This window comes from Bacillus sp. Root131 (genome assembly GCF_001429475.1).
Lineage (GTDB): Bacteria > Bacillota > Bacilli > Bacillales > Bacillaceae_G > Bacillus_A > Bacillus_A thuringiensis_S.
The window spans coordinates 1-14,387 of sequence record NZ_LMJQ01000045.1 but is presented as its reverse complement, the minus strand read 5'-3'; the positions used below and the strand labels follow the sequence as shown (position 1 = coordinate 14,387).

Sequence of the window (14,387 nt, the reverse complement as noted above, 5' to 3'; positions counted from 1 at the left end):
TACACATTACTGAGGGGATTTGAAAAAAGTAATGCTATACGATTTGGCATGATACTTGCGTTGGAAATAGTATCAACGTATAGGGGAGAGATAGAAATGAAGGTTAGTAAAATATATACAACGATTGATGCACACGTAGCTGGGGAGCCGCTTCGAATTATTACGGGCGGAGTGCCAGAAATAAAAGGGGAAACGCAGCTGGAAAGACGCGCATACTGTATGGAACATTTGGATTACCTTCGTGAAATTCTGATGTATGAACCGAGAGGACATCACGGAATGTACGGTTGTATCATTACACCACCAGCAAGTGCCCACGCTGATTTTGGTGTTTTATTTATGCACAATGAAGGATGGAGTACGATGTGTGGTCATGGCATTATTGCTGTCATTACAGTTGGAATTGAAACAGGCATGTTTGAAGTAAAGGGTGAAAAACAAAATTTCATTATTGATAGCCCAGCCGGAGAAGTTATTGCGTATGCAAAATATAACGGGAGTGAAGTAGAATCTGTATCATTTGAAAATGTTCCTTCATTTGTATACAAAAAAGACGTTCCTATTAAAATAGATAACTATGAATTTCAAGTAGATATCGCGTTTGGAGGAGCATTTTACGCTGTTGTAGACTGTAAAGAATTTGGTTTGAAAGTTGATTTTAAAGACTTGCCCGCTATTCAAACGTGGGGCGGTAAAATTAAACATTATATAGAGAGCAAAATAGAAGTGAAACATCCACTTGAAGAAGGATTGAAAGGAATATACGGCGTTATCTTTTCAGATGAACCGAAAGACAAAGGTGCTACGCTACGAAATGTAACGATTTTTGCTGATGGGCAAGTAGACCGTTCTCCTTGCGGTACAGGAACTTCAGCGAGAATCGCAACTCTTTTTGAAAAAGATGCCTTACAAAAAGGAGAAATCTTCGTCCATGAATGCATTACTGATGGGAAATTCCAGGGAGAAGTATTATCCGTAACAGCGGTAGGTACATATGAAGCTGTCGTTCCGAAAGTAACGGGGCATGCATTTATTACAGGGTTTCATCAGTTCGTTGTAGATCCGAGAGATGATTTGAAACGGGGATTTTTGTTAGGGTAGAAGGAGGAGGTGGAAAGATATGCTAGTTATAAGCGCGAACGAACAAAGAAACTTAGTAAATATGAATGAAGTTATTGAATACGCGGCACTTGCTTTAAAAGAATTTTCCGCAGAAAGAACGATTACACCAATAAGGGGGTCATTACCATTTGCGAACGAGAAAAATACGGCATTAATTATGCCTTCAGTAGCGGAAAGGCTTGAGGCACTTGGAGTAAAAATAGTAACGGTAGTCCCGCAAAATAAACAGATAGGAAAGAAAACGATCAATGGGATTGTGATGCTATCAGACTTTCAAACGGGAGAACCACTCGCACTTTTAGAAGGATCGTACTTAACGATGATTCGAACAGGTGCCTTATCAGGAGTAGCGACAAAATATTTAGCTCGTCATAACGCAAAAACTTTATGCATTATCGGCACGGGTGAACAAGCAAAGGGGATTGCCGAAGCAATATTTGCAGTTAGAGATATCGAAAAGGTCATTTTATACAATCGAACAGAAGAAAAAGCGTATGCATTTGCGCAATATATACAAGAGAAATTAGGTAAACCAGCATACGTTTATAGAGATCCAAATGAAGCAATAAGCGAAGCAGACATCATCGTCACAACTACGAACGCATCCACACCAGTCTTCTCAGAAACACTACAAAAAGGCGTCCACGTAAACGCCGTCGGCTCATTCAGACCGAGCATGCAAGAACTACCATCTCACGCCATCACAAGCGCAAACAAAGTAGTAGTCGAATCAAAAGAAGCAGCACTAGACGAAACAGGCGATCTCCAAGTTCCGATAAAAGAAGGTCTATTCAAAGCGAACGCCATTCACGCTGAACTTGGTCAAATTATAAGCGAGGAAAAAGCAGGCCGCGAAAGCGATGAAGAGATTACTATTTTCAAATCAGTTGGTTTGGCAGTAGTGGATATTATCGTTGCGAAGTATTTGTATGAGAGAGCGGTGGAGCAAGGAGTAGGGAGTAAGATTGAGTTTTGAGACTGCCTTTTGGTGGTCTTTTTATTTTATCATCCTTATAAATATATTTTATGGCAAGAATGTATTAGTAGATTGCAAACTTTCCACATTTACAAAAAAGTTTGACTTTACATACAGGTAGTGGTAATTTAAAACTTATAAGAAAACTCGGGATTAATTCCGAGTTTTCTTATGGGTATAAACAGTTCGAGGGGGCCGAAAGATGAAACAGAAGTTATTTGCATTACCATTTGTTCTAATACTACTTATTGCATTAGCGGCTTGTTCTGGGGAAAAAGATTCTTCGAAGCAAGCGGGCACTAGTAAATCAGGGACTCCGAAAGACGGAGGGGCGTTAACGATTGGTGTTAGCGATAATCCAGATACGATGAATCCGCTTTATGCGAATGATCGTGTGTCATTAACTGTGCAGCAGGCTTTATATGCGCCGCTATATCATATGGAAGACGGTAAGAAAAAGTTTGTTCTTGCTGAGAGCTTTACGCCTTCAGAAGATCAATTAACGTGGACACTGAAATTAAAAGATAATTTGAAATGGCATGATGGTAAGAAAATTACATCAGACGATATAGCATTTACATTCCAATCTATTTTGGATGAGAAGCAAAATAGCTCAAGTCGTGAAAACTTTATTTTTAAAGGAAAGCCGCTTGAGGTGAAAAAGGTAGATGAGTTAACAACTCAATTCGTTTTACCACAAGTAAGTGCATCTTTTGAAGGTGTGATGAATGATTTCTTCCCAATTCCGAAACATGTATTTGAAGGGGAAGCAGATTTAGCGAAGAGTAAGAAAAACTTACAGCCTGTAGGATCAGGGCCGTTTAAATTTAAAGAGTATAAATCAGATGAGTACGTTGCATTAGATCGATTTGATGATTATGTAGGTGGGAAAGCTAAATTAGACTCTATCGTATACCGCGTTGTAAAAGACCGTAATACAGCAAATGTTTCACTGCAAAATGGTCAAATCAACATGAAGATGATTGAGCCGCAAGACTTTAAGAAACTAGATAGCACTGGGAACTTCTCAATGGTGACATTCCCTGAAGGTAGATTATTCTACTTATCTTATAACATGAATACTGATCTTATGAAGAAAAAAGAAGTGCGCCAAGCAATTGCACATGCGTTAGATAAGAAAGAAATGATTAACTCAGCATTCGTTTCGGGTGAATTTGCAGAACCAGCAAATTCAATCTTAACGCCAGACGCTATGTATTATGCGAAAGATATTAAAGACTATAAGTATGATAAAAAAGAAGCGAAAGATTTATTAGCAAAAGCTGGCGTGAAAGATAAGGAAAAAGTACGTGTGATGTATGTAACGAATAATAAAATTATGGAAAGCTTAGCGCTTTATACACAACAAAAATTAAAAGAAGTTGGCTTAGAAGTTGAACTAAATGCATTAGATGCTAGTGCGGCAAGTGAAAAAGGCTTAGATAAAGAGAATAAAGAATATGACATTACATTTGGTGGTTACATAATGGGACCTGAGCCAGATTCATATAAGAGCTTATTCTTAAGCAATGCTGAATACAATTATGCACGATATAAAAACGCTGATTTCGATAAGTTATGGGAAGAAGCTGCAGTTGAGACAGATAAAACAAAACGCGCAGAGCTATACCATAAAATTCAAGAGACAGCTAGAGAAGACGTACCTTATCTACCAATCGCGTATCCGAAAGCAGTTATTGCAGTAGATAAAAAGTTTGATGGATTAAAAGAAGCGAAAGCAATTCCTGTCACAATGTTTGAAGATCTATCTAAGATTTATGAAGTGAAATAAGAAACAATAAAGAAGCTGGTGGAAATCAGCTTCTTTAGCTTGAGGGGGGAAGTTTGTGTATAAAGTAATTGCGAAGAGGCTTTTAAATGCAATTCCGCTTTTATTTGTTATTTCTATTATTTCTTTTCTATTAATAAAACTAGCACCGGGGGATCCGGTTCGAAACTTTGTAACGCCAAATATGAGTCCAATTGATGTGGAGCGTATTCGCGAAAGTTTAGGACTAGATCAACCAATTTACGTGCAGTATTTTTTATGGTTAAAAAACATTTTAACAGGAAACTTTGGTTACTCACTTCAAAATCATCGTCCTGTTTTGGAACTTATCACAGAAAGATTACCTGCAACAATTGGATTAATGGGATCATCTTTACTCGTCTCATTCGTAATTGCAATACCACTTGGACTGTTTACAGGTGTGAAAAAGAATTCATTCTTTGACCGCATTGTAAACTTTATTTCATATGTTGGTATTTCTATGCCGGTTTTCTGGTTTGCACTACTATTAGTCTACTTATTCTCTTTAAAATTGAACCTACTTCCGAGTATGGGTATGCGCACCGTTGGTAAAGACTCTGTCTGGGATATTGTGCAACACGGCATTTTACCTTGCATGGTGCTTGCGTTCCAAAACGTATCTGTTTATATGAGATATATTCGTTCAAGTACGATTCAGCAATTAGAAGAAGAATATGTACAAATTCAATATGCATACGGCGCTTCGAAGAAAACAGTGTTATTTAATCACGTACTTCGAAATGTATTAATACCAATCATTACAATTTTCGGATTATCGATTCCAAGTTTAGTATGCGGAGCATTTATTACGGAAACAGTATTCTCATGGCCAGGACTTGGTTCACTTGGGGTAAATGCTATTTTTAGATTTGATTATCCGATTATCATGGCAATTACATTACTATCATCATTCATGTTAATTCTCGGTAACTTAATTGCTGATATTTTATATGGCGTAGTAGATCCGCGCATTCGAATGAGGGGGTGATTTGGAATGAATAATAGGAGATTTCAAACGATAAAACATAGCTTTACGAAAAATAAGTTTGTTGCAATGGGAGTTATTATACTTGCGGTTTTAACGGTCGCATCAATTTTCGCATTCGTATCGCCGTACGATCCTAGTAAAATGTCAATTCCAGATCGCTTACAAGAACCAAGTATGAGTCATCCTTTCGGAACGGATGATTACGGAAGGGATTACTTAACGAGAGCGTTATATGGCGGACGAGTTTCACTTGCGGTCGGTTTCCTTGCGATGGTTGTTTCTATTACAATCGGGACCGCAGTCGGAACAATTAGCGGATATTTTGGAGGAAAGTTAGACAACTTTTTAATGCGAGTTGTTGAAGTACTTATGTCAATTCCATCATTCTTTTTAATGCTACTATTAAATGCGTATTTAAAACCAGGAATTACGACGTTAGTTCTTATTATCGGATTACTAACATGGATGGACACCGCCCGTATTGTAAGGGCAGAAACGTTATCTGTAAAAGAGCGTGAGTACGTTTTATACGCAAAAGTATCAGGACAAAAATCATTTATGATTATTGTAAGACATATCATTCCTAACATTTTATCAACCATTATTATCGCCGCGACATTAACGATTGCGACATCGATTTTAATGGAATCATCACTTAGTTTCTTAGGTTTAGGTATTAGAGAACCAGATTCTTCTTGGGGCAGCATGCTAAACAATGCGCAAGGATATATAGGTGAAGCTTGGTATTTAACGCTCTTCCCAGGATTCCTTATCCTTTTAAAGGTACTGAGTTTTAACGTAATTGGTGAAGCATTGAAGAAAGCTTTCGCACCAAAAGGAGCCGGACATGAAAACTAAAGTGTTAAGTGAAAGGAGTGAGAAGCGTGTCTGAAAAACTACTAGAAGTGAAAAATTTGAAGACTTCTTTTTTCATAGAAAGTGGCGAAGTTGAAGCGGTTCGCGGCGTTACATTTCGCTTAAATAAAGGAGAAGTAGTCGGTATCGTTGGGGAATCTGGAAGCGGAAAGAGTGTAATGGCGAAGTCTGTTATGTCTCTCGTTACGTCACCAGGAAAAGTGAAAGAAGGGGAAATCCTTTTTCATAATGAAAACATACTTTCTAAATCTGAAAAAGAATTGCGCTCTATTAGAGGAAATCAAATTTCACTTATCTCTCAAGACCCAATGTCAGCGCTAAATCCAGTCGTAAAAATTGGGAAACAAATGACGGAAGTAATTATAAGGCATCAAAAAGTGAAAAAGAAAGAAGCTGAGCAAATCGCAGTTAACTTGTTAAAACAAGTCGGTCTTTCTTCACCAGAAGAAAGGGTGAAACAATATCCGCATGAACTAAGCGGCGGTATGAAGCAGCGAGTTATGATCGCAATGGCGATGTCTTGTAACCCAGACCTTCTCATTGCGGATGAACCGACGACAGCACTTGATGTAACGATACAAGCACAAATACTAGATTTAATGAAAAACTTAAAAAATGAAACGAACATGGCGTTACTTCTTATTACGCATGATTTAGGAATAGTAGCGCAAAACTGTACACGCGTTATCGTTATGTATGGCGGGCTGATTATGGAAGAAGGACCTGTACTTGATATTTTCCAATCGCCGAATCATCCATATACGAAAGGGCTATTAAATTCTCTGCCGAAAATATCGAACGGCGTAAAAGAAAGACTCGCGCCAATTCAAGGTGTAACGCCAAACTTATTAAACCCGCCACAAGGTTGCCCATTCGCAGAGCGTTGCCCGCATGCGATGGACATTTGTGAAAAAGAACGTCCGCCATATTTTGAAGTGGGAAACGAAAGACGTTCCATGTGCTGGTTAAACGATAAGACAGTGGGTGAATCACATGCATGAAGAAAACTTAATTGAAGTTCGGAACTTAAAAAAGTATTTTCCTATTAAAAAGGGACTATTCGGCAGAAAAACAGAGCAATTAAAAGCAGTCGACGACTTAAGCTTCACAATTAAAAAGGGTGAAACATTCGGATTAGTAGGCGAATCTGGCTGCGGAAAATCAACGACAGGAAGAAGTATTATTCGTTTACACGATGTCACTTCAGGTAACGTTTTATTCGACGGCACAGACATCGCAAGTTTAAAGGAAAGTGAACTAAAAGAATATAGAAAACGAATGCAAATCATTTTCCAAGATCCATACGCATCATTAAACCCGTCGATGAACGTATTCCAAATTATTAGCGAACCAATGAACATTCATGGATCTTATGAAAAAGAAGAACAAAAAGAAATCATTTTAGACCTACTAAAAAAGGTAGGTTTAAAAGAAGAACACTTATACCGCTACCCGCACGAATTTAGCGGAGGTCAGCGCCAGCGCATCAGCATCGCGCGCGCACTATCTGTAAAACCAGATTTCATTCTATGCGACGAACCAATCTCAGCACTAGATGTCTCAGTCCAAGCACAAGTCGTAAACATGCTGCAAGACATCCAAGAAGAAACAGGCGTCACATACTTATTCATCGCACATGACCTATCCATGGTAAGACACATATCAGACCGAATCGGAGTCATGTACTTAGGAAATATAGTAGAAATTGCCGACAGCGAAGACCTATACACAAAACCGGCACATCCATACACACAAGCACTACTCTCATCCATGCCAGAACCAGATCCAACAAAAACAGGGGGAAATCGGATCATTCTAGAGGGAGAAGTACCAAGCCCACTCAACTCACCATCCGGCTGCAAATTCAGAACACGCTGCAAATTCGCCACTGAAAAATGCGCACAGGAAGTACCGAAGATGGTAGAGATTGCGAAGGGGCATGAGGTGGCTTGTCATTTGTTTTAGAGGGAGAGCACTAGGGGGACCTGGTGCTTTTTTTCTTTGTAGGTGAACGTGATGTGGGATTGGTTGTTAGTTTAGGAGATAGCGCGCTCGAAATTTGTCGGTAAATCGATATGTTGTGTCGAAACGTTGATATATTCGGAGTTACGATTGATATAATTGAATAAACGTTGATATATTTTTGTAAAGAGTGGGATTGGTTGTAACTTAATGTAGAAATTTAATGTTTTCGAAAAAAAGAATTGACTTCTATATTAGTTGTAACTAAAATAGTTACATAAAGATGTAATCAATTTAGTTGCAACTAATATCTGCTAAAAATATGATTTATATATTTAATTAAGGATGGTGGTCCATACGTTGCCACCCGGTGTAGAAAGTTACTAACACATTCAAATCAATGCATATTCCAAGCTTTAGTATTTTCTGTTACGGGGCAATAAGGTGCAACGTTATCTTTTGTTAAAAACCTTGGTGGATCTTTCTTTGGAAATATTAGTTTTGGGGAAATATAGTAAGGTATCTAAAAAAGAACAAGGTATAAAAAGATGTACTTATATAAACCAAAAATTTAGTTGAGCTGGATAATAAAAAAAAGGTAGGAGATTTAAATGGAGACGAAACAAGATAACCTTATTTACGTATGGGATGCATATTGTGGATGGTGCTATGGTTTTTCAGAAAGTATTAAAGGATTTTACAAAAACCACACTGAAGTGCCATTAACAGTTTTATGTGGAGGGTTATTTTTAGATAATTTACCAATGAAAAACTTCTCATATATAGAAGAGGGAAATAAAAGAATTAATCAACTTACAGGTGCTGAATTTGGTCCTTCCTATCAAAAATTGGTGGAGGAAGGGACTTTTAAAATGAATTCGAAAGATGCTGCAATTGGTTTTTCAGCTTTACGCTCATTAGCGCCAGACCGTTTATTAGAATTCACTTCGGCTATGCAAAAAGCGTTTTATTATGAGGGCCAAAGTCTGAGTGATCCTGAAACATATCGCAAAATTGCAATCGAGCATGGTTTGGACCCTGAACAAGTATTAGAACGTTTAAACGCTCAAGAAACAATATTAGATGTCCAAAATGATTTCAATAAAGTTCGACAGCTTGGTGTTAATAGCTATCCTTCATTACTTTTACAAAAGGATAATCAAATTATTCCTATTGGTGGTGGCGTAATGACGCCAGGTAAAATTGAAGCGCGTTTTAAAAATTTATATTAAGAAAATTTAGGATATAGTAGCAAACATGTTATCTTAGGCCACCTGACATTCATCTCCGGAATATTCGCCAGTACTATTACACTTTCAGATAAATGGGAGTGGGAGATTTTATCCCGCTTTAACGGGCAGTAAGACCCCCACCTCAAAATTCAGTGGAAGCAAAGAAGTTAGGTGGGGGATCAACTGTCCGTAAAAGTCCGATTGGTTCAACTAATAATCAGTGGGGGATGAACAAAACCCCCACTGATTAAAGTTTCACTTTATCGGAACAAGATAAAAATATGATGATTAGTTAATAACTTTAATAAAAGGAGAATAACATACTATGTTTAAAACAATCGATACAAATCAAAAAGATGTGAAATTAACGGTGTTTAGTTCGGACGAAAAAAGCTTTATGGTCACGGCAACATTAGTTGAGAAAGCAGGACATGCATTTTTAATAAACTCAAAATTTACTCAATCTGATTCGAAAGAAATTGTTGAGTATCTGAAAAAAAACAACTTATCTCTAGATAAAATCTTTATTATTCATGGGGATCCAGACTACTACTTTGGATTAGAGAGCATTAAAGCCGTTTACCCAGAAGCTATAGCGTATGCAACAGAGTCTACTGTTGAACATATCGTTCATTCTGTCTTAGGGAAATTAAAAGTTTGGAAAGACGCCCTTGGAGAAAATGCACCGAATAACGTGGTATTACCTCAAGTGTTTAAAGAAAAAACAATTGATTTTCAGGGGTTAACATTTGAACTAGTAGGCTTAGATCATTACAGAACTAGCTTATTTAATAAAGAGCTGAAAGTATTAATTGGTGGTATTGATGTATTTAACGAAATCCATGTATTCTTAGCTGATACTAGCTCAAAAGCGGCAATGGAGGCTTGGATTGAAAACTTGAAAGTGTTACAAGCATTACATGCTGACATCATTGTACCTAGCCATGGATCAATTGAAAAATCCTTAAATAATCAAGCACTTACTGCGACAATGGATTATCTAAGAACTGCGATTCAAGCTTCTGAGGAAAGTAAAACTTCAAAAGATTTTGTAGCAAGACTTGATGCAGCATATCCAGGCTATGCAAATAAAGGTGTATTAGAATTAAGTGCAAAAGTTGTAACAAAAGAAATGCCTTGGGGTTAATGATATGAATAAATATCAAAAGCTATTACATGAAACGTATGTGTTAACTGGCGAAGGGAAATTGGATGCGTTCAAAACGTATTTAAGTGAAAATGTATCTTGGACAGAAGCTGCTGGGTTTCCATACGCGGGTACTTATATTGGTCCAGATGAAGTAGTGAAGAACGTACATGAACGTCTTGGTACGGAATGGGATAACTATAGTGCAAAAGATGAAATTTATGCTTTTAATAACAATACTGTTATTGTGTATGGAAAATATAGTGGAACATATAAAGCTACAGGGAAGTCATTTGTAGCAGATTTTTGTCATCTTTATAAGTTTGATGAGAACGATAAGGTTAAGAAGTTTATACAAATTGTGGACAGTGCAACTGTTAATGAGGTATTAAGTTAGAGTTAATCGTTTCTAATATGCCTTGTATAGGGGGAGGATAAATGAAATTCCTAACATTACCCCTGACATTACATTTTTGGGAAGGTTTCTCCTTCTTCAAACTTTTTATAGAAGAAAACTTATTTAAGTAGAAGAGGTAGGTATATATGAAATTAGAGAAAAGTTTAATCATAACAATTATTTCTGTATTTATTTTAGGAGTAGTTTCGACTTTGGTATATCAAGCTTCCACCGGTAATAACAAAGGGAACTCAATTAAGAGCGAAAATGTTGCTTCTGTATCAAAAGAAGTAAAAGAAAATGAAAAGAATAAAAAGATGGTAGTTGATTTCTATAATGAAGTTTTTAACAAACATAATATCGATATTATCCCTAAATATGTAGGTGAAGAGTATAAGCAACATAATCCTTTTGTTGCTGATGGACGAAAAGCCTTCATGGATTTCTTTAAGGAGGATTTTGTTAAAAATCCTAATTCCTCTGCAGAGATTAAACGTGTAGTAGCTGAAGGGGATACGGTTGCTCTTCATGTACATTCTCGTACTAATTCTCAAGATAAGGGAGTTGCTATAGTGGATATATTTCGTATCAAGGATGGAAAGATTGTCGAACACTGGGATGTAATTCAAGAGATTCCAAGTGAAGCAGCTAATGATAATACGATGTTTTAGATAGAAGATATATTTAATAATTGTTTAATTGATAGTGCTGTATAGAATTTAGAAATTTAGATAATTAGTTATCAAATTTGGAAATCATTTAAAAATAGCATATTAAATGATGGCACAAATTAATACGAAATAGCTCTTTAATAAAAAATCCTACTCAGTAAAAAATGAGTAGGATTTTTTATTAAAGAATAGTGCTAATTTTGTGGTTCGGCACCATCTAAATTTGGAAACCATGAAAGTATAGGTACTCTATATCCACGTAAAGTAAAATTGTAATTTTTTCCTTCTTTTATGTTTGCTTGCAGATCCACTGAATTAAACTTCATCATAAGAAGGCTATCCTCATTAGAAATAACTTTTTCGGTTCCATTTTTTTGCTCAACCTAGTACAATCTCACCAATTTAAAAAGACCACCATTACTGGCAGTCTTTCTGTGGTATCGAGTGTAGAGATGTTAGCTACTTATCTGTTTAGGCATAATCTAGGATCTTTAGAATTCTTAATTTGAACAATCTATTTTTATATTATTTAAATAGTAATCTTTTATAGACCCACTCATTTTAGTTAACCTTTGTTCAAATATAAATGAAGTCGCAATTGTAACTAGATGCACAATTAATCAAAATAGAAAAAAGTACCTATAAGAGTAGGTACTTTTTTCTTTGTTATATATAAATTATACATTAATTTATATTTGGAACACTTTAAAAAGAAAAGATGATGATGGATTTATTAATAGATGCGTATAACTATATGTATATATTTAATGCATATATTATTTTTAGATAAATATATATATCTTTCAGTAAGAATGCAATATTCTTCGCTATTTACTTATATTTATAATTTAACTAATTCATTATAATATCAATGTTGATTTAAAGTTTTTTGTACAAAATGAACAGATGGGATTTTTTTAGGGATGCAAATACAATGAATCATTCTGTTTTCTTAATTGACTAAATTTTTAAAATTTAAATCTTCAAATGTTAATACTTGTTATATAATTGACTTATTAAGGCATTGCCCCTAAAAGTTAATATGCCTAATGAGATTGTTTACGTTTTCCTTATGGGGTAGCACCAACATTTCATAGATTCTGTACGCTAAGGCTATAATCTTTATAATTCCTGAGCGTACGAAATTCGCGCTTTGTTGTTGGGGCCGCTATGAGTACTGTTAAATATAATATTCAAGGAGTGATATAATGAATACTAATCTTAAATTATCAAACAGACCAGAACACACTGTTCAAAAATTATTTGAACAGCAAGTAATTCAGAATCCAGATTCTGTTGCGTTGGTATATAAAGATCAACAGTTAACTTATAAGGAATTAAATGAAAAAGTAAATCANTTATTTGAACAGCAAGTAATTCAGAATCCAGATTCTGTTGCGTTGGTATATAAAGATCAACAGTTAACTTATAAGGAATTAAATGAAAAAGTAAATCAATTAGCTTTTTATCTACAAAAACGAAACATAGGCCCTGAAAGTATGGTAGGGGTTTATATAGAACGTTCTTTAGAGATGATTGTAAGTATATTAGGAATAATAAAAGCTGGTGGCGCATATGTCCCACTAGATCCCGCATATCCAACAAAGAGGCTTGAATATATCTTGAAAGATGCCAACATACAAGTATTGCTNATAATAAAAGCTGGTGGCGCATATGTCCCACTAGATCCCGCATATCCAACAAAGAGGCTTGAATATATCTTGAAAGATGCCAACATACAAGTATTGCTAACCCAAAACCATCCAACACAGTGGATACCTAAAGAAATAGACTGTATTAATATAAAAGAACATGAAATGAATATTTCGAGAGAAAAAAATATAAATCCTACAATTGAAGTTAAACCAGATAATTTGGCATATGTAATCTATACATCTGGATCTACAGGAAAACCCAAAGGGGTATTAATTGAACAAAAAAGCTTATGTAACTTTATTATTTCTAGTATTAATTTAACAAAAATGAATTCAGACAGTAGAAATATTCAATTTGCCTCATTATCATTTGATGCTTCAGTATTTGAGATATTTACTAACCTAGTTTCAGGTGGAACTTTATATGTATGTAGTCAACACGATATTATGCCAGTTGAACCACTTACTCAGTTCTTGCAAAAAAATAAAATTACACATGCACTTTTACCCCCTACGGTACTTAATTTGTTAGATGAATCTGTATTTAAAGATTTACAGGTTGTTATTTCTGCGGGATCAGCCTGTAGTGAACAAGTGGCAAAACGATGGATGCAAAATCACCTTTTTATTAATGCGTATGGTCCAACAGAAACTACAGTTTATACCGTTGCGGGAATATACAAAGGAGATGGAGCACCTCCTATTGGTCGGTCCATTCCCAATGTAGAGGTATATGTATTAAATGAAGCTAAAAAACTTGTCCCTATTGGGACAGTAGGTGAACTTTATATAGGAGGTATCGCATTAGCACGNATTCCCAATGTAGAGGTATATGTATTAAATGAAGCTAAAAAACTTGTCCCTATTGGGACAGTAGGTGAACTTTATATAGGAGGTATCGCATTAGCACGAGGATATTTGAATCAACCTGAATTAACAAAGGCCTCATTTATCCCACACCCATTCAAGAATAGCTCTAATGATAGATTATATCGGACTGGTGATTTAGTTAAATATTTACCTGATGGAAATATAGAATATATAGGAAGAGCTGATAAACAAGTTAAGATTAGAGGATTTCGAATTGAGTTAGGTGAAATTGAAACAATATTAGGAAATCATCCAGACATTAAAGAAGTTACTGTGGTAGCGCAAGAAGATTCATTTGGAGATAACATCTTAGTAGCCTATATTGTGGGCGAAGGAGATACACAAGAGTGGAGAAAACATGTAGGGGTACATCTTCCAAATTATATGGTCCCGGCTCATTTTATCAAGATAGAATCATTGCCATTAACTGTTAATGGGAAGGTAGATAAAGATGCTTTACCTGCATGGGCCTCTATTATACAAACGAACGATGGATATATAGCACCTCGGAATAGAGTAGAGCAAAAAATGGTAGAAATTTGGTCAGAGGTATTAGGGATTGACTCCTCTGTCATTGGGATAAATGATAATTTTTTGATCTAGGTGGGCACTCTTTAAAAATTATGAGTACTTTAGTAAAAACATTTTCTGAAGGTTGGAATGTAACTATTAAAGATTACT

At 35.8% G+C, this 14,387-nt stretch carries 11 protein-coding genes and 3 pseudogenes; all 14 read left to right on the top strand.

The features are described from left to right. Positions 1 to 96: 96 nt before the first annotated feature. On the top strand, positions 97 to 1,101 hold the full coding sequence (locus ASE54_RS32445; RefSeq protein WP_000868677.1) for a proline racemase family protein: 1,005 nt from the start codon (positions 97 to 99) through the stop codon (positions 1,099 to 1,101). A 19-nt stretch (positions 1,102 to 1,120) separates the two neighbouring features. Then, on the top strand, positions 1,121 to 2,098 hold the full coding sequence (locus tag ASE54_RS32440; RefSeq protein WP_000960312.1) for an ornithine cyclodeaminase family protein: 978 nt from the start codon (positions 1,121 to 1,123) through the stop codon (positions 2,096 to 2,098). A 202-nt stretch (positions 2,099 to 2,300) separates the two neighbouring features. Next, positions 2,301 to 3,890 (top strand): ABC transporter substrate-binding protein, encoded by a 1,590-nt coding sequence (locus tag ASE54_RS32435; RefSeq protein WP_000810659.1) that lies wholly within the window; start codon positions 2,301 to 2,303, stop codon positions 3,888 to 3,890. Between the two features lie 55 nt (positions 3,891 to 3,945). Next, on the top strand, positions 3,946 to 4,896 hold the full coding sequence (locus tag ASE54_RS32430; RefSeq protein ID WP_000278755.1) for an ABC transporter permease: 951 nt from the start codon (positions 3,946 to 3,948) through the stop codon (positions 4,894 to 4,896). Positions 4,897 to 4,902: 6 nt separating this feature from the next. Next, entirely contained in the window at positions 4,903 to 5,754 is an 852-nt protein-coding gene (locus tag ASE54_RS32425; RefSeq protein ID WP_001065284.1) for an ABC transporter permease, read from the top strand. A gap of 26 nt (positions 5,755 to 5,780) precedes the next feature. Then, a complete protein-coding gene (locus ASE54_RS32420; RefSeq protein ID WP_001291171.1) occupies positions 5,781 to 6,773 on the top strand; it encodes an ABC transporter ATP-binding protein in 993 nt (330 codons plus the stop codon). Next, positions 6,766 to 7,737, top strand: coding sequence for an ABC transporter ATP-binding protein (locus ASE54_RS32415; protein ID WP_000544153.1), 972 nt, complete (start codon positions 6,766 to 6,768; stop codon positions 7,735 to 7,737). Before ASE54_RS32420 ends, ASE54_RS32415 begins: the two co-directional genes overlap by 8 nt. A 608-nt stretch (positions 7,738 to 8,345) precedes the next feature. Further along, positions 8,346 to 8,966 (top strand): DsbA family protein, encoded by a 621-nt coding sequence (locus tag ASE54_RS32410; protein ID WP_000448624.1) that lies wholly within the window; start codon positions 8,346 to 8,348, stop codon positions 8,964 to 8,966. Between the two features lie 325 nt (positions 8,967 to 9,291). Beyond that, complete coding sequence (locus ASE54_RS32405; RefSeq protein WP_000477270.1) at positions 9,292 to 10,113, top strand: hypothetical protein; 822 nt, start codon at positions 9,292 to 9,294, stop codon at positions 10,111 to 10,113. 4 nt (positions 10,114 to 10,117) lie between these two features. Then, positions 10,118 to 10,510, top strand: coding sequence for a nuclear transport factor 2 family protein (locus ASE54_RS32400; protein ID WP_001046370.1), 393 nt, complete (start codon positions 10,118 to 10,120; stop codon positions 10,508 to 10,510). Positions 10,511 to 10,656: 146 nt separating this feature from the next. Next, entirely contained in the window at positions 10,657 to 11,181 is a 525-nt protein-coding gene (locus ASE54_RS32395) for an ester cyclase (RefSeq protein WP_000764209.1), read from the top strand. 1,400 nt (positions 11,182 to 12,581) lie between these two features. After that, positions 12,582 to 12,832: pseudogene (locus ASE54_RS37335) on the top strand (AMP-binding protein); the annotation flags it as partial. 1 nt (position 12,833) lies between these two features. Next, positions 12,834 to 13,648, top strand: a pseudogene (locus ASE54_RS37330) (AMP-binding protein); the annotation flags it as partial. 1 nt (position 13,649) lies between these two features. Next, positions 13,650 to 14,309, top strand: a pseudogene (locus tag ASE54_RS37325) (AMP-binding protein); the annotation flags it as partial. Positions 14,310 to 14,387 lie beyond the last annotated feature (78 nt).